This window comes from Holzapfeliella sp. JNUCC 72 (genome assembly GCF_053668685.1).
In genome coordinates, this window is the sequence record NZ_CM132220.1 from 708,082 (window position 1) to 724,399 (window position 16,318).

15 protein-coding genes and 1 other annotated feature are annotated in these 16,318 nt (G+C 35.1%); of the genes, 4 read left to right on the forward strand and 11 right to left on the reverse strand.

Features of this window, described 5'->3' with window-relative positions; all coding sequences use genetic code 11:
- Positions 1-38 precede the first annotated feature (38 nt).
- The 10 genes from mreD to JNUCC72_RS03495 all read right to left on the reverse strand — a co-directional run bounded on the left by mreD (position 39) and on the right by JNUCC72_RS03495 (position 12,265).
- Positions 39-566 carry a rod shape-determining protein MreD gene (mreD, locus tag JNUCC72_RS03450; RefSeq protein WP_454142921.1) on the reverse strand — a complete coding sequence of 176 codons (528 nt, stop codon included), beginning with the start codon at positions 564-566 and terminating at the stop codon, positions 39-41.
- A 1-nt stretch (position 567) separates the two neighbouring features.
- Positions 568-1,428, reverse strand: a complete 861-nt coding sequence (gene mreC / locus JNUCC72_RS03455) for a rod shape-determining protein MreC (RefSeq protein ID WP_454142923.1) — start codon at positions 1,426-1,428, stop codon at positions 568-570.
- A gap of 43 nt (positions 1,429-1,471) precedes the next feature.
- Complete coding sequence (locus JNUCC72_RS03460) at positions 1,472-2,470, reverse strand: rod shape-determining protein (RefSeq protein WP_454142925.1); 999 nt, start codon at positions 2,468-2,470, stop codon at positions 1,472-1,474.
- A gap of 91 nt (positions 2,471-2,561) precedes the next feature.
- Entirely contained in the window at positions 2,562-3,143 is a 582-nt protein-coding gene (locus tag JNUCC72_RS03465; RefSeq protein WP_454142927.1) for a JAB domain-containing protein, read from the reverse strand.
- Positions 3,144-3,196: 53 nt separating this feature from the next.
- Entirely contained in the window at positions 3,197-3,853 is a 657-nt protein-coding gene (locus JNUCC72_RS03470; RefSeq protein WP_454142929.1) for an HAD family hydrolase, read from the reverse strand.
- 12 nt (positions 3,854-3,865) lie between these two features.
- Positions 3,866-5,128: a bifunctional folylpolyglutamate synthase/dihydrofolate synthase gene (locus JNUCC72_RS03475; protein WP_454142931.1), complete on the reverse strand. Its 1,263-nt coding sequence runs from the start codon at positions 5,126-5,128 to the stop codon at positions 3,866-3,868.
- A gap of 1 nt (position 5,129) precedes the next feature.
- The gene (locus tag JNUCC72_RS03480) at positions 5,130-7,772 is read right to left on the reverse strand and encodes a valine--tRNA ligase (RefSeq protein WP_454142933.1); all 2,643 of its coding nucleotides are present in this window, start codon (positions 7,770-7,772) and stop codon (positions 5,130-5,132) included.
- A 39-nt stretch (positions 7,773-7,811) separates the two neighbouring features.
- Positions 7,812-8,033 (reverse strand) — a binding site (T-box leader).
- Between the two features lie 28 nt (positions 8,034-8,061).
- Positions 8,062-9,282, reverse strand: coding sequence for a tRNA uracil 4-sulfurtransferase ThiI (gene thiI, locus JNUCC72_RS03485; protein WP_454142935.1), 1,221 nt, complete (start codon positions 9,280-9,282; stop codon positions 8,062-8,064).
- 15 nt (positions 9,283-9,297) lie between these two features.
- Positions 9,298-10,446, reverse strand: coding sequence for a cysteine desulfurase family protein (locus JNUCC72_RS03490; protein WP_454142937.1), 1,149 nt, complete (start codon positions 10,444-10,446; stop codon positions 9,298-9,300).
- 112 nt (positions 10,447-10,558) lie between these two features.
- Positions 10,559-12,265, reverse strand: a complete 1,707-nt coding sequence (locus JNUCC72_RS03495; RefSeq protein ID WP_454142939.1) for a septation ring formation regulator EzrA — start codon at positions 12,263-12,265, stop codon at positions 10,559-10,561.
- Between the two features lie 291 nt (positions 12,266-12,556).
- On the opposite strand from JNUCC72_RS03495, the gene rpsD reads away from it, so the two are divergent.
- From rpsD to JNUCC72_RS03515, 4 genes are all read left to right on the forward strand, one after another.
- Positions 12,557-13,171 carry a 30S ribosomal protein S4 gene (gene rpsD, locus JNUCC72_RS03500; RefSeq protein ID WP_339969357.1) on the forward strand — a complete coding sequence of 205 codons (615 nt, stop codon included), beginning with the start codon at positions 12,557-12,559 and terminating at the stop codon, positions 13,169-13,171.
- Positions 13,172-13,258: 87 nt separating this feature from the next.
- Positions 13,259-13,723 (forward strand): DUF1694 domain-containing protein, encoded by a 465-nt coding sequence (locus JNUCC72_RS03505; RefSeq protein WP_454142942.1) that lies wholly within the window; start codon positions 13,259-13,261, stop codon positions 13,721-13,723.
- A 2-nt stretch (positions 13,724-13,725) separates the two neighbouring features.
- Positions 13,726-15,009 carry a replication-associated recombination protein A gene (locus JNUCC72_RS03510; protein WP_454142944.1) on the forward strand — a complete coding sequence of 428 codons (1,284 nt, stop codon included), beginning with the start codon at positions 13,726-13,728 and terminating at the stop codon, positions 15,007-15,009.
- Between the two features lie 4 nt (positions 15,010-15,013).
- Complete coding sequence (locus tag JNUCC72_RS03515) at positions 15,014-15,307, forward strand: hypothetical protein (RefSeq protein ID WP_454142946.1); 294 nt, start codon at positions 15,014-15,016, stop codon at positions 15,305-15,307.
- Positions 15,308-15,333: 26 nt separating this feature from the next.
- On the opposite strand, the gene JNUCC72_RS03520 is transcribed toward JNUCC72_RS03515, so the two are convergent.
- Positions 15,334-16,296 carry a DUF2785 domain-containing protein gene (locus tag JNUCC72_RS03520; protein ID WP_454142948.1) on the reverse strand — a complete coding sequence of 321 codons (963 nt, stop codon included), beginning with the start codon at positions 16,294-16,296 and terminating at the stop codon, positions 15,334-15,336.
- Between the last annotated feature and the right edge of the window lie 22 nt (positions 16,297-16,318).

The window sequence follows — 16,318 nt, forward strand, 5'->3', positions numbered from 1 at the left end:
AAAAGCAAGTATCCGAATGCACGTAGGATACTTGCTTTTTATGTTGGTTTGATAAACGGATATTTTTTTATATATGAAACAAATAATTTGTCAAAAATTAAAAACAAGATAACTGTTAATACTGCTGTTTTTAAAATCATAGGCAAGCCGTGTACAAAGCCCGACTTAGTTTGTATTCTAAAAACAACCATCATGATACCAAGTGCAATTTGGTACCCTAAAGAACTCAATAGCACAATAAAACCTCTAGCCAACTTGATATCTGGAAACCTTTTAGCATTAATTTGAACAATGTAAAAAATAACAGTATATAAACAAGCATTAATCCCAAGTAAGCCAAAATAAAATATGTCACTAATAAATCCCATAGCAATCATAATGTATATCCAATAATTATTGTTTGTATTATAAAAAGCAATTAGCGATTGGAAAACTAGAAAAAACTGTGTTGAAACAATAATTGTATTGTCTCCTAACAAAGGCGCTAAAGATTTTGATAGCACACCATCTAATATCAAGAAAAGCAAAAGTAACAACGGCAAGGTCCATTTTTTTAACATTTCCATACTATCGGTCCACACTTCTTAACACCACCGAAACTATTGAAAAATTATTAATATTAGCAGCCGGTTTAATTTTGATAATATTTGAAAATCCATAGTCGCCCGCATCGGATTTTTCAACTGTACCAATCAACAAACCTTTAGGTGAAGCATCACCTAACCCACTAGTGTAAACTTGTGTTCCTGGTTTAATTTCATTGCCTGAGCTAACTTGCGTCATTGATAGCGTTCCCGTCTTGGTATCATAACCAGATATCACACCGATATTACTGTCTAATCTATTATCGGTACTAGTTTGAACAGAAAACCGGTTGGACGAGCGTGATGTCGTTGAAATCAGTTCAACTTTTGAGCTGATACTGTCAACTTCTAAAACACGACCAACAACACCCTTATCTGCCATAACGGTCATTCCTTTTTCGATACCACTTCGGCTTCCTTGATCAATAATCACGAGATTCGACCAAGTCGCTGATGGTCTTGAAATAACAGATGCATTAACTAATTTGTAATCGGTTAATGTTTTTTTGAGATCTAGCGCTTCTTTTAATTCTTCGTTTTCATCCGCAACAGCTTTTGATTTTACTTTTGTCTGTGCCAAATCATCTAATTGTTTTTTTAAGTTTTCATTTTCTTGGTAAGTACTAGCTAACTGGTTTACTGTTGAAACACCAGAACTAAACCATGTCACAGGAACATTAATAACTCGCGTTACAACAGAAACACTATCATTTAAAAATGTTTGCAGAAAAAATGGTTTATCTTGTTTTTTTTGCAGACTAGCAGAAGTAACAATCAATCCGATAACTACTACAACTATTGCAAAAATAGACATTAATTTTTTATTCTTTAGTATTTTCTTCATTTGCAATTAGTCCTAAACACTAAAAAGCGACTTAAAGTCGCTTTTATTTTTTGCGCATTACATCAATGCTCTTTAAAGATTCGCCTGTTCCAATAGCTACACAATCAAGTGGTTCTTGTGCAATAAAAACTGGAACTTTAGTTGCTTCAGAAATGACTTCCGGTAAGTGATTTAAGAGTGCGCCACCACCGGTTAGAACGATACCATGATCAATAACGTCAGCTGCAATCTCTGGCGATGTTTCTTCTAACGTTTCTTTAATTGCAACAATAATTTCTTCAACCACTTCATGAATGGCTTCAGCGATATCTTTAGGGGAAATTTCAACAGATTTAGGTAGTCCTGTTAATAAATCTCGACCTCTAATTGACATATCTTCTAATTCTTCTGATTTTTCAACAGAAGCAGAAGCAATGTTAATTTTAATATCTTCGGCTGTTCGTTCACCAATTAGTAAGTTAAAGTGTTGGCGAACATGAGAAATAATTGACTCATTAAAGCGATCTCCGGCCATGCGAGTTGAACGTGAAGACACAATACCCCCTAGAGAGATTGTAGCAACATCAGTTGTCCCACCACCAATATCAACAACCATTGACCCTGTTGGTTCCATCACAGGTAAACCTGCACCAATTGCAGCTGCAAAAGGTTCTTCAAGCACATAAGCGTCACGAGCTCCAGCAACTTTAGTGGCATCAATAACCGCACGTTTTTCAACTTCTGTTACACCACTCGGTACGCAAACCATCACAAAGGGCTTGCTATTTCCGATTGTTTTCTCCATGAAATATTTCATCATTGCAGCAGTTGTATCATAATCTGCAATCACGCCATCTTTCATCGGTCTAATCGCTTTAATGCTACCTGGTGTTCTACCAATCATAGCCTTAGCTTCTGACCCAACAGCTACTATTTCTCCAGTTTTCATATTCTTTGCTACAACAGAAGGCTCTCTTAAAACGATACCCTTACCTTCCATGTAAACAATGGTATTTGCAGTTCCTAAATCAATTCCTATATTTTTTGAACCAAACCCAAACAATAAAATCGCTCCTTTTTCATGCATACATATTCTAAATCAGTATATCATAAGGACTTTACGCGAAAAAGAAATATTAAATGTTTACTAACAATTAAATAAAATCATAAGATTTCAGGCTAATATAATCGCTTTTAGAAACAATAAAATGATCTAAACAAGTAATTCCCACCAACTCACCCGCCGCTATCATTTGTTTTGAAAATTCAATATCAGACGGTGATGGTGTTAACTCTTCACTTGGATGGTTATGCGCTAAAATTATTTTTACACTTTGATTCAATATTGCTAGCTGAAAAATCTCTCTTGGGTGGACGACTGAATGTGTTAGCGTTCCCTTGAAAACGACTTTTTCACTTATGATGTAGTTTTTAACATCCAAAAAAACAACAACCAAAACTTCTTGGTTAAAACGAGCTAAAGAACCCTGAAGGTGCTCACCCATTAGTTCGTTACTAGTATACTTCAACAAGCTTTTCAAACGAACTCTTTTAAAACGATTAACAACTTCTTCAAAAACCAAACTATCTTGATTGTTCTCACTATCGATTAAAGATAACGAAGTCGCGTATTCCTGAAAATTTTTTAAATTGTCTTGGTTTAAAAATCGATCGACAAATAACTTTAATAGTTCTCTGTCTGATTGTTTGACTAGCCTAATTTTATCTTTAACCATAATACTTCTTCCTAACGTTTTTGAATGTAGTATTATTTACGCAAAAATAATCATCAACAGTCAAATTTTCCTAAAGAAGGTAACGTTAATGTAGCGAGTTGGCGTTCTTTTGTCGTTGCATCCCTCAAATTCGGAATCAATACACTAGCAATCCCCGCATATGTTGACGCTTTAACGCCTGGTCCCGAGTCTTCAAAAACAACTAATTGATTATATGGAATTGCCAACTTTTCTTGTGCAGAATCATAAATATCAGGACTAGGCTTTGGCTGGTTAACATCTTCATGGCTCAGCACAACATCGAAGAAATCACGAACGGCTAGTTTAGCCAATACATCATTAATGAATACTTTGTGATTATTTGAAGCAAGTGCCAATTTAACATGGTCTTGTTTTAATTTATTAATAAGTTCAAAAGCACCTGGCATCAAGTGTAGTCGCCCCTCTTGAATAGCCTGTTCAACATAAGTATTTGTCTGATTGATGAAATCATCAAATGTGTTTTCACTAATGTAATTTAAATAGTATTGTTTAAATTGCTCTGATGAATAGCCCTTAATAGCTAGGTAAGCATCCCTTGGAATTGGCAGATTCTCCCTTTGGGCAATCGCAATCCCTGCTTCATAATAAAGTTCCTCGCTATTAATCAAAAGACCATCCATATCAAAAATAGCACCTGTTATTTCTTTGTCTAATTGTGAACTGTACATCTTAAAGCCCCCTTAGTTCTTATTAAAAAACTTTATGACCTCAGATGCAAAGTAAAACGACCCACAAATAATTAAAGTATCACCTAAATCCGCCTGTTGACGCCATTGCTGTATAAAAGATAAATAATCTTCAACATATGTTAAGTTGGATAAATTTAATTTTTCAAAATCAGATTGTTTGGCTGCTCTTGGATTGTCTATTGTCGTAACTTTAATTTTATAGTCTTTTAATAGATTAAAGATACCTTGATAGTCTTTATCTTTCATGACAGCTGTCAAAACTGTCACTTTTTTAGAATTAGGATAATGCGTAACTAAATAATCTTTCAATTCTTTAACAGCCGCAACATTATGTGCACCATCTACTATAATATCGGGTGCTTGATTCACTAGTTGATATCTAGCTGGAATACGAACCGAATTAAGTACTTCAACGACCTCTGTCGTATGAAGTCTTTGAGATACCAGTAATTCATAAGCTTGTGTCGCTATTGCCATATCAATTTGTTCAACATAAGCAACAGGCTTTAACCCTTTATAGTTATTTTTTGATGTTCTAAAGGCGTTTTCTTCTAGCTTAAACGTTTGATTGAACCAATAGTCTTTAGCGTGCATTTCTTGAATACGTGTGAGAAGAACATCAGTTATTTCATCTGGCACATCACCCAGAACCACTGGTCGATTAGCTTTAATAATTCCTGACTTTTCTTTTGTTACATCAGCTAAAGTTGGACCAATAATTGCCTTATGATCCATCCCTATTGACGTAATAATCGAAAGCTCTGGTGTGATGACATTCGTCTTATCGTGTTCTCCTCCAATACCAACTTCAATAATAGCGTAGTCGACTTGATGATTAGCAAAGGCTAGATATCCCAACACTGTCACAAATTCAAACTCAGTTATAACAAAATCTGGTTGTTGAACACGGATTTCATTAAGTGCTGATTTGACTAGTTCAACCAATTTGACTAACTCATCGTCATTAATTGGTTGATTGTTGATTTGGATACGTTCATTGAATTGAATAATAAATGGTGAAACAAATAACCCTACTTTTTGACTTGATGCTGTCAGTAAATGACTCAAGTAATAGCAAGTTGACCCTTTACCGTTTGTCCCTGTAACATGAATGGTTTTTACCTTATTTTGTGGATTATCTAATTTATCCAGCACTAATTTAATGTTTGCCAGTGAGTTAGTGCGTTGCATTTTCGGGAGATTATGAATAAAACTGACCGCTTGATCAGCCGTCAGTTTATTGGGTGTTGCCATATTATTGATTGTCCTTCAATTCTTGAATACGTTCTAAAACGCTATCCAATTGTGATTGATAATCTGCTTTTTTCTCTTTTTGTTCGTTAACAACTTTTTCAGGTGCTTTACTTACAAACCCTTCGTTTGACAATTTCTTATCAATACGTGCGATTTCACCATTTAAGTTTTCAACTTCTTTATTTAATTTGTCAATTTCTGCTGAAATATCCACTAATTCTGCTAAAGGAACAAAAATTTGAGCACCTGTAATCACTGCATTAAGCGCTAATTTTGGTGCTTTAATGTCAGTTGCAATTGCCATTGTTTTTGGATGAACAAAGCGAGCTAAGAATTCTGCATTGTTATTCAAAATGTCAGCTTGTGCATCCCCATCTACACGGATTTGTAAATCAATTGGTGTTGAAAGTGGTGCATTGGCTTCAGCACGAATATTACGGATTGATTTAATAACATCAATCAAGAAGTCCATTTCTTCAATCGCTTGGTTATCTTCGAACTCAGCGTGTGCTGTTGGATATTCTGCAACCATTAGGCTCTTACCTTCATGAGGCATTGATTGCCAAATTTTTTCAGTTACAAATGGCATAATTGGGTGCATTAAGCGTAAAATTTGGTCAATAACGTAAACCAAGTGGTTCGCTTTAATTGCTTTGGCATCTTTATCTTCACCTGTAAAGATTGTTTTACTCATTTCGATATACCAATCAGCAACATCATTCCAAATAAAGTTATACAATGCACGACCAGCTTCACCAAATTCAAATTGATCATTTAGACGAGTAACATCTTTAACTGTCTGGTTTAGACGAGCAAAAATCCAGCGATCTGATAAATCAAAGTTTTCTGGGTTTGGTAAGTGGGCAGCTTTTGTTCCTTCAGGTAAGTTCATGATAACGAAACGGCTCATGTTCCAAATCTTGTTAATGAAGTTCCAGGCAGCATCCATCTTGTCATAGCTAAATCTTGTATCTTGTCCTGGAGTTGAACCTGTTGATAAGAACCAACGCAAGGCATCAGCACCATATTGTTCAATGATTTCCATTGGATCGATACCATTACCTAGTGATTTACTCATCTTACGTCCTTGAGCATCACGCATCAATCCGTGAATTAATGTGTATTCAAATGGACGTTCATTTGTTAGTTCCAGTCCTTGGAAGATCATACGAGCAACCCAGAAAGGAATAATATCGTAACCTGTAACTAATGTGTTGTTTGGGTAGTAACGTTTGAAGTCACTAGCTTCAACATCTGGCCAACCCATTGTTGAAAATGGCCATAGGGCACTTGAGAACCATGTGTCTAGAACATCTTCATCTTGTTCCCAGTTTTCAGCATCTTGAGGTGCTTCTTCACCAACATAGATTTCGCCAGTTTCTTTATGGTACCAAGCTGGGATACGGTGTCCCCACCATAATTGTCTTGAAATAACCCAGTCATGAATGTTTTCCATCCAACGGGTAAAGGTCCCTTCGAAGCGATCAGGAACGAAAGTGACTTTTTGGTCAGTTTCTTGGTTTTTCAATGATTCTTCAGCTAATGGTTTCATTTTAACAAACCACTGTGTTGAAAGTCTTGGTTCAACTGGAACACCTGAACGTTCTGAGTGACCAACATTATGAGCCATTTCTTCAACTTTTAACAAAGCGCCTGCTTCTTCTAAGTCTTTTACGATAGCTTTACGAACATCAAATCGGTCCATACCTTCGTATTTACCAGCATTTTCGTTCATTGTGCCATCAGGATTCATAATATTAATACGTTCCAAATCATGACGGTTACCTACTGCAAAGTCATTAGGATCATGGGCTGGTGTGATTTTTACGGCACCTGTACCAAATTCACGGTCAACGTAAGTATCAGCAATAATTGGTAATTTGCGGTCAGCTAGCGGCAAAATAACTTCTTTACCAATGTAATCTTTGTAACGATCATCATGAGGATGAACAGCAATCGCTGTATCTCCCAGTAATGTTTCAGGTCTTGTTGTTGCAATTTCAATGTAGCCTGAACCATCTACATAAGGGTATTTAATGTGGTAAAACGCCCCTTGGTCTTCTTGATGAATAACTTCAATATCTGAAAGAGCTGTTTGAAGAGCTGGATCCCAGTTAATAATATATTCATCACGATAAATTAAACCTTTGTTGTACATTTGAACGAATACTTTTTTAACCGCATCACTTAACCCATCGTCCAAGGTAAAACGTTCACGTGAATAATCAAGCGATAATCCCATCTTACCCCATTGGTCTTTGATGGTTTTAGCGTATTCATCTTTCCATTCCCAAACTTTTTCTAGGAACTTTTCACGTCCTAGTTCATGACGTGTTAGGCCTTCTTCTTCACGAATTTTACCTTCAACTTTTGCTTGGGTTGCAATACCTGCATGATCCATACCTGGCAAGTATAAAGTATCAAACCCTTGCATACGTTTTTGTCTAATAATCATATCTTGTAAAGTTGTATCCCATGCATGTCCCATATGTAACTTACCAGTAACATTTGGTGGTGGAATAACAATTGAATATGGCTTAGCTTTCTTGTCGCCACTTGGTTTAAATAGGTCTTCGTCTAACCATTTTTGGTATTGGCCTTGCTCCACTTCTTGTGGATTGAATTTTTTGGATAATTCAGTCATATTATTCCTCCTAAATAAAAAAATCCTAGACAACTTAATGTCTAGGACGAATTGATCGCGGTACCACCTAAATTGACCCTGCTTATAAATAACAAACAGAATCCACTTTAATATCAATAAAGATAACGGGGTTTACCGGTTTAATTTACTCATTTCAATTAAACAGCTCGCAAGCTACTTGTCTTTTCTGTCTTAAAATCTTTCAGCGCATCGATTTTATCTCTATCAGTCGAAAAAACATCTCTTGGTCGTTGCTATTGACTATATTCTACTAAATTTATCCCAAATGTCAAAGTAAATCTTCAAACTCATCTTGGTTATTGGTTGAAATAAAGTCTTGGTCGGGATAAATATCAGTAATTTGAATATTATCTAAAGCTTCTTGAATCATGGCTTCTGAATCGAGTGCTTTTTCATATAAAACCGCTTTTTCAGTTTTTGGTCGAGTTTTTGGTCGAGTCGGTGCAAAAATTGTACAGCAGTCTTCAAATGGCATAACAGAAAGATCAAAAGTATCAATTTTTTCAGAAATACGAATAATATCTGTCTTGTCTAAGGTAGCAACAGGACGAATAATTGGTGTATTTGTTACATCGTTAATTGCCATCATGCTCTCAAGTGTTTGTGAGGCAACTTGTCCAATTGATTCTCCGTTTGAAATGGCTAGTCCTTTGCGTTGTTCACGAATAAGATCAGTCAATTTTAGCATAAAACGACGTTGAACCGTCATTAAGTATCCTTCTGGAATGTTTTGTTTAATCTGTTCTTGAATATGTGCGAAAGGAACCGCAATAAATTTAATTTTACCTGAATAAGCAGCTAGTTTACTAGTTAAGGCTTTTGCTTTCGCAAGCGCTTTATCAGTTGTATAAGGAGGTGAATAAAAATGAACCATTTCAATTTCAATTCCACGCTTCATTGTCAAGTAAGAAGCAACTGGCGAATCAATACCACCTGAAAGCATCAACATAGCTTTACCAGCTGTTCCAACAGGCAACCCACCTGCTCCCTTAATTGTTTGATTTGATAAATAAACCGCATCATGACGAACTTCGATTCGCAAAATAACATCTGGATTTTTCATTTTAACAGCAATATCTGGTAGGGCATCCGTAACACTGCCACCGACTAGCTGATTAATTTCGTTAGTATCTAATTCATACTCATGATCACTTCGGCGTGTATTTACCTTGAACGAAAGCCCTTCATGATAGATAGCTTTCATCATTTCAACTGCAGCTTCTTGAATATCTTTAATATTTTTTGAAACCTTAACAGCGGGTGAATAAGTCTCAATTCCAAATACCTTAGATAATTTTTCGTCGACTACCTCCCAGTTTTCGCCATTTAATTTAATGTGCATTCTATCTCTTTTAGTTGAGATATCAAGGTGACTCAAATCATGTAGCGCGCGACTAACATTACCGTGCAGACGGTTAATGAATTCGCGGCGGTTCTTACCTTTAGTTGATAATTCACCGTATCTCACTAATACTTCACTGAATTGCATATATGCAGCTCCTTTTTAATAACTAATATTTTTAAAACGTTTATAAATTTCTTCAAACTTACTGATAAATTCTTTGGCTTCAGCCAGTGTATTATCCGCTGAAAAACTTAAGCGAATAGCACCTTGAGCAATGCGGTCATCAACAGCCATTGCTTTCAGTGTCCCGGATCCAGTCTCATCTTTACTGGAGCAAGCACTTGTTGTTGAAACATAAATCTCTTGTTCTTCCAACAAATGAACAAGTGTTTCACCTCTAACACCTTCTAAAGCAAATGTTAGAATATGTGGCGCAAATTCACTACTATCTGGTGAAAAAATCGAAATACCTGGTTTATCAGTTAAGTAGCTTAACACTTCTTTTTTTATTTCTGCCGTTTGTTGGACGGTTTTTTTCTGGGTTTCGATTGCAAGTCTTAATGCTTTGGCACTGGCAACTATCCCTGGGGTATTTTCGGTTCCTGAGCGCAGATTTTGCTCTTGTCCACCACCGCTTAATAGTGGTTGCAATTGACGATTAGCTTTTTTATATAAAAATCCAACTCCACGAGGACCGTTAAATTTATGCGCAGAAAAGCTCATTAAATCAATACGTGGATGGAAAACCTTGGACCATAAATTTTTCCCAATAGCCTGAACAGCATCCACATGATAGTGAATTGATGGATATGCTTTTAAGATATCGCCAATTTCAGCAATAGGCTGAATAGACCCGATTTCATTGTTAACTCCCATAACCGAAACCAGTATCGTATCTTCTGTGATTGCTTGCTTTACAGAATCAGGACTTACAATGCCCGTTTGATCAACAGGTAAATAAGTCACTTTGAATCCTAATTCTTCGAGCTGTTTCATTGAATTTAAAACCGCGGGGTGTTCAATCTGTGTGGTAATTAAATGGTTACCTAATTTTCTTTTTGAAATGGCGGTACCTTTAATTGCCCAGTTATCAGATTCTGTTCCACTGCTTGTAAAAAATATTTCGCTACCTTTCACACCGAGCAAATCGGCAATCTGTAAACGAGATTGTTCAACTAGCAAAAAACTCTTCTCACCAAATTTGTGCAAACTAGAAGGATTAGACCAATACTTTTGACTAACCGCTTGGTAAGTATTTAGCACATTAGGATTGATTAAAGTTGTTGAACTATTGTCAAAATATATCAAATTATTATCCACCTTTAAAACTAAAAAAGACCAGTAATCTGGTCTAAATTGTTTGAACGTCTAAAGTATTATAGCGGAAAACCCATTAACATTCAACTCGTTAACTTATTTTTTATAAGCCTTTATAGTAATCTTTTTCAATCTTTTGATAAGCACCTGGTTCGACTTTTTCAAGTGCACTTGCGATTGTGTCTAAGGCACCTTCATAATCAAAATCTTGGTTATAAAGTTGATAGGCCTTCTTTACCGCTTGATTAATACTTTGATTATCTTGAATATACTTATTACTATATTGAATTGCAATTTCAGTTAATTCTGAAACCGCCACAATATTTTCAGAATCTGTTGTTAATTTATTTAAATCTTGCTGAGCCAAAATCAAATCATCTGAGATTTGTTTCATATCAATTTTGACTTGATTCAGTTCGTTATAAATTTTTTCAATTTCATCTTCTACTAGTCGATAGTATTCAACAAAGCGTGGTGGGTAGCCTGGTAATTTGTAACGATCGAGTTTTCGTTTCAACATATTAAGATTCAAATTCATTTCTTGAACAGATTGTTGTGCAACCTTTTCGGCTTCAGTTAACCCTTCGATATCTTGTTCAATTTCTTGTTGTCGAATTGAGATTTCATCCAATCGTTGGTTAATTCTTAAGAAATCCGCTTTAATTTCAGAATAAACTGGTGATTCTGTTTCAATTTTTCGAATATCTAAATCAAAATCATTCTTCATTTGACTAATTTCAGAACCAATATGACCACTTTCAGTAATCTCATCATTAGTTAAAATATAGCTTTGATCGATATGAACCAGTAAATCCATCAATTCTGAATTAGCTAACGAAACCTTTTCAAATTGTTCAGACAATCTTTTTTGAAAATCAACTACAAAATTCTTAGCATTCATTTCATTTTCTAAAATCTGCTCAATTTCCATGATTTTGTTATTAATATTATCAATACCATTTTCTACTTCATCCAGCTTAATTTCGTTTAACTGCTGGTTGGTTTGATTCAAAGCAGCGTTTAGGTTATCAATTAAAGTTTGAACGTTAACATTTGAAAAACGATAGCCTTGACTGAGCAAGTGCGCATACTCATTACTTAGCTCTTTAACCTGTTGTGGCAATTTTTCACTTAATTTTTCATAACTTTTTTTGATTCTTGGTAGTTTTTGATCAAGTTGTGTTAATTGTAATTTCAAATAACTCAATACGCGATGTGTTTCGATGTGGTTCCCAACACTATTGAGCGCTCTCACATCTGTAAACTTATTTTCTAGTCCAAGTAAATAATCTTCTAAAAAGTTAATTGTTTGACCATAATTGTAAGATTTTGATAAAATATCTTTCCTTATTTCAGCATATTTATCATAAATTTGTTCAATTTCTTTTTCTGATTCACTATTAGCAACAATTAGTTGATCAAAAACTGATTCAACATCTTCAACGTCTTGTTCAGCTTCAAAAACTTCTTGTTTTAAGTCAGCTAACAGTGAATTAGCTGTCAAGAGTCTTAAGTGATTGGTCGTCTGAGCAACTTTTTGATTCTTTTGTAGCAACTCTTCTGACCTAGATTCTAATCCTAGATAGACTTTCTCCCAATTATTAAACGTTATCAAACTCGAGCCAGATAGCGTGATTTCTTTTAAATGTTGATACTTTTCAGCCAGTTCAACCGATTGAAAAGAGTCAATAACTTCGCTAATGTGACCCGTAACACGTTTGTTTTTGATGAAGTTCATTAATAATTGAATGACAACTGCAAGTATTATCAAAATACTTATTGAAAGCACAACTGTTTGTCCTACTGACATAAAAGCTTCCCCCAATATTCCATATAAGTATTATTGTATCAAAAAATTCACCCTTTGAAGAGCTTTTTTGGGAAATAAATAGACTTGATTTAAGAACACATCTCATCTATAATAATAAAAGTGTAAAATATTGCAGCAATAAGTGGCAAGAACGTCAACATTTTATGGCGCTTTAAGTGAACGAGTACCCCGCGGCTGCACGTGGTGAAAGTATCAACATAAAATGCACGAATGCCGAACTTATTTCTTATATTTTACTCCAATAATCAAATTTTATGGAGGAACATTTTTATGTCAAGATATACAGGTCCTAGTTGGAAAAAATCTCGTCGTCTTGGAATTTCTTTATCAGGTACTGGTAAAGAACTTGCACGTCGTAACTACGCACCAGGTGACCACGGTCCAAACGCTCGTCGTGGTAAACTTTCAGAATACGGTTCACAATTACGTGAAAAACAAAAACTACGTGTGATGTACGGTTTAACTGAACGTCAATTTATGAACCTTTTCGTTAAAGCTGGTAAAATTCGTGAAGGTAAACACGGTGTTAACTTCATGGTATTACTAGAACGTCGTTTAGATAACGTTGTTTACCGTTTAGGTCTAGCAACTACACGTCGTCAAGCTCGTCAATTAGTTAACCACGGTCACGTGACTGTTGATGGTCAACGCGTTGATATTCCTTCTTACGAAGTAAAACCTGACCAAGTTATCGGACTAAGAGAACGTTCACAAAACTTGGCTATCGTTAAAGAAGCAGTTGAAGCTACAGTTGCTCGCCCTGCTTTCGTTTCATTTGACGATAACAAATTAACAGGTTCATTAACTCGTCTACCAGAACGTGATGAACTTGAACCAGAAATCGACGAATCACTTGTTGTTGAATTCTACAACCAAAAACTTTAATATTTATATATTTTGTTTATTCCCCGGTATCCTTATCGGGGATTTTTTAATACACTTTTACTATAACAATCAAAGGAGGAATTTTAATTGTCAGATAAATTAAATGAACGCTTAGAACAAAATGGGTTAACCTCTACCCCACAAACCAATCCTGATGAAAGACGTCAGTATTTAGGCTCATTACGCGAACGTGTATTAGTCAGATTGTCCGTAGCTCAGCTAAAAGACAAATCCATTGTTGAAACCTTAGTTAATCATATTCAAAGCTATCAAAACTACCAAGTTTTAATTAATAACAAAGTTAACACACCAAACGCTTCACTGATTATTAGAGCTTGTTCTCAAAATAATATTAAATTTTCATTGATTAGTGATCAATCAGCACAGACCGCTGATGATAAAACGGGAGTTCTTGTTGTTTCAAGTGATGCAATCAATGAGCCCGTCATTGATATTAGTCAAAAATATCAAGAACAACCAACTGAGTCTAGCGCCAAACCAGAAAAATCATCTGTCTGGTCTAAGTTTAAAAAGTTAATTAAAGGAGATTAATAATGACTGCTCCCCTAGCCTTTCGTATGCGTCCAAAAACAATAAGTGATATTGTAGGACAACAACATTTAGTGGGACAAGATAAAATTATTTATCGCATGGTTAAGGCCAAAAAACTAACCTCCATGATTCTGTATGGCCCTCCGGGAATTGGCAAGACAAGCATTGCAAGTGCGATTGCAGGTAGTACAAAATATGCTTTTAGACAGCTAAATGCAGCTATTGATGGCAAAAAAGAATTAAAAATTGTCGCTGAAGAAGCTAAAATGAGTGGTACTGTCGTGCTATTACTTGATGAAATCCATCGACTAGATAAAACTAAACAAGATTTTTTACTGCCCATGCTTGAATCTGGTAAAATCATCTTAATCGGTGCTACAACAGAAAATCCTTACCTTTCTATTTCGCCGGCTATACGCTCTCGGACAGAGATCTTTGAATTATATCCTTTAGAAGCTGAAGATATTAGCAAAGCTATTAATCGAGCCTTAACTGATGAACAAGACGGTTTAGGTAGCTATCATGTTCAGTTGACAGATGAAGCTAAAGAGTTACTGATAACACGAAGCAACGGTGACTTGAGAAATGCTTTAAATGGTCTTGAATTAGCCGTATTGTCTTCTAATCCAGATGAGAATCATATTATTTTAATTGATACTCCCGTAATTGAAGACTCTATTCAAAAACAAAATATCTCTGCTGATAAAAACGGTGATAGCCACTATAACTTACTTTCAGCCTTTCAAAAATCAATTCGAGGTTCTGATACTGATGCAGCACTTCATTACTTAGCTCGGTTAATTCTGTCTGGTGACTTACAAAGTATTATTCGACGCCTGACAGTCATCGCTTTTGAAGATATTGGGCTTGCTAATCCACAAGCTTGGATGCACACAATGACCGCAATTGAAGCAGCAGAAAAAGTTGGACTTCCTGAAGCAAGAATACCTTTGAGCAATGCTGTAATCGAACTTTGCTTATCTCCAAAATCTAACGCTAGCTTAACTGCTATTGATGAAGCAATTTCTGATATTCAAAACAAACGAATTAGCGACATTCCAAACCATATTAAAGATGCACACTACAGTGGTGCAGAAAAATTGGGTAGTGGTGTCGGTTACTTGTACCCCCATGATTTTGATAATGATTTCGTCGCACAGGACTATTTGCCCAATAGCTTACGCAATTCACATTATTTTCACCCTAAAGGTAACAGTAAGTTTGAAGTTGCCTTTAAGAACCAATACCAAAAATTAAAAGATTTACAAAGAAAAGGACGTTATTAAACCTATGATTATAAAAATTATCATGATGGCTTTTATTGCAGTCATTTGTTACATCGGTGGTTGTTTAATTTATACCAAAGATAAGCCGTTTTTAGTTTTTCATCCTGAAAAAGATCGCTTTTTAAGTCGCTCACTGATTGTATTTGCTATTATTTTATTTGCTATTGCAATTATTGGCATGATTATATTATTCACTTTACCTACCGTGTACAACATCATTACACTGATTTTAACTAGCGTAACTTTAATTATTTTATCCATCATTTTATCTGTTTCAATTAACACTAATATCAAATAAAAAAAGCCATTTAATAAATGGCTTTTTTATTTGATTTCATTTTTGATTAAGTTACGAATAGATTCTGGTAAATCATCTAGCACTAATAAACTATCAATTAAACGTTCACTATTGTACACTTGATGCCAAAACCCTAATTGTTCATTAGAACTATAGTCATCTTTATACTGATCATTCCACTGTGTCAAAAGCATCACAATAAAGTGATTGTAAAAGTTATCCCTTAATGAAAAACTTAAAACTAAATCTGCCAGTACCTGATTTTCACCAAAAATAAGTGGCACATCTGTTTGTAAATATGCAAATAAAATTGCTGTCATTAAGTAAACTTTCAATGCTCGATGGACAGGTGCCTCACAGACTTTTTTTGTTGCTTCAACAATAAGACTGTAAGTTTGTATCCAACCCATTTTGGAATTATAGCCTTGATAATCTTGTTCAAGTAATGCATACGTTGATAATTTTAACGCAACGGTTTGACAATCTTGCGGTGATAATAAGTTATAAAACTTTTCATCTTCAACCAAAATCGCGTTTAAAATTAATAAAGCACCGCTTCTAACTAAAACAGCGTCATTTTTAGGCTCTAAAATGTGTGCGTACAAATTATCTGGATTCAAGACAAAATCTCTTAACCAAATAAGCTGATTTTCATTATAATAGTGTTTTTTGATACACTCCACAATCGTTTTTAAAACGTATTTTTCCCGGATATCAACATCCGTAACGCCAATGAATTGCGCTAGAAATTGCAAATCATCCATCTTAGGTGACTGAATATTTTTTTCTTGAGCAAGAAACTTGATTTTTTCGCGATTATCATCAGTTAATTCTGCTATCTGAACTGGACGACGTCTTTTTTGATAGTTGACCTGCTCTTTTATCTTGTTAAATTGTTGATAAAGCGTGTTGTAAAAGTCCCCTGTTTCAAAACGTTTGAACAGATTATTGACATTTTGCTCAACTTCAACTATTTGACTGCTAGTCATTTAGCCACTCTCCTAACTGATA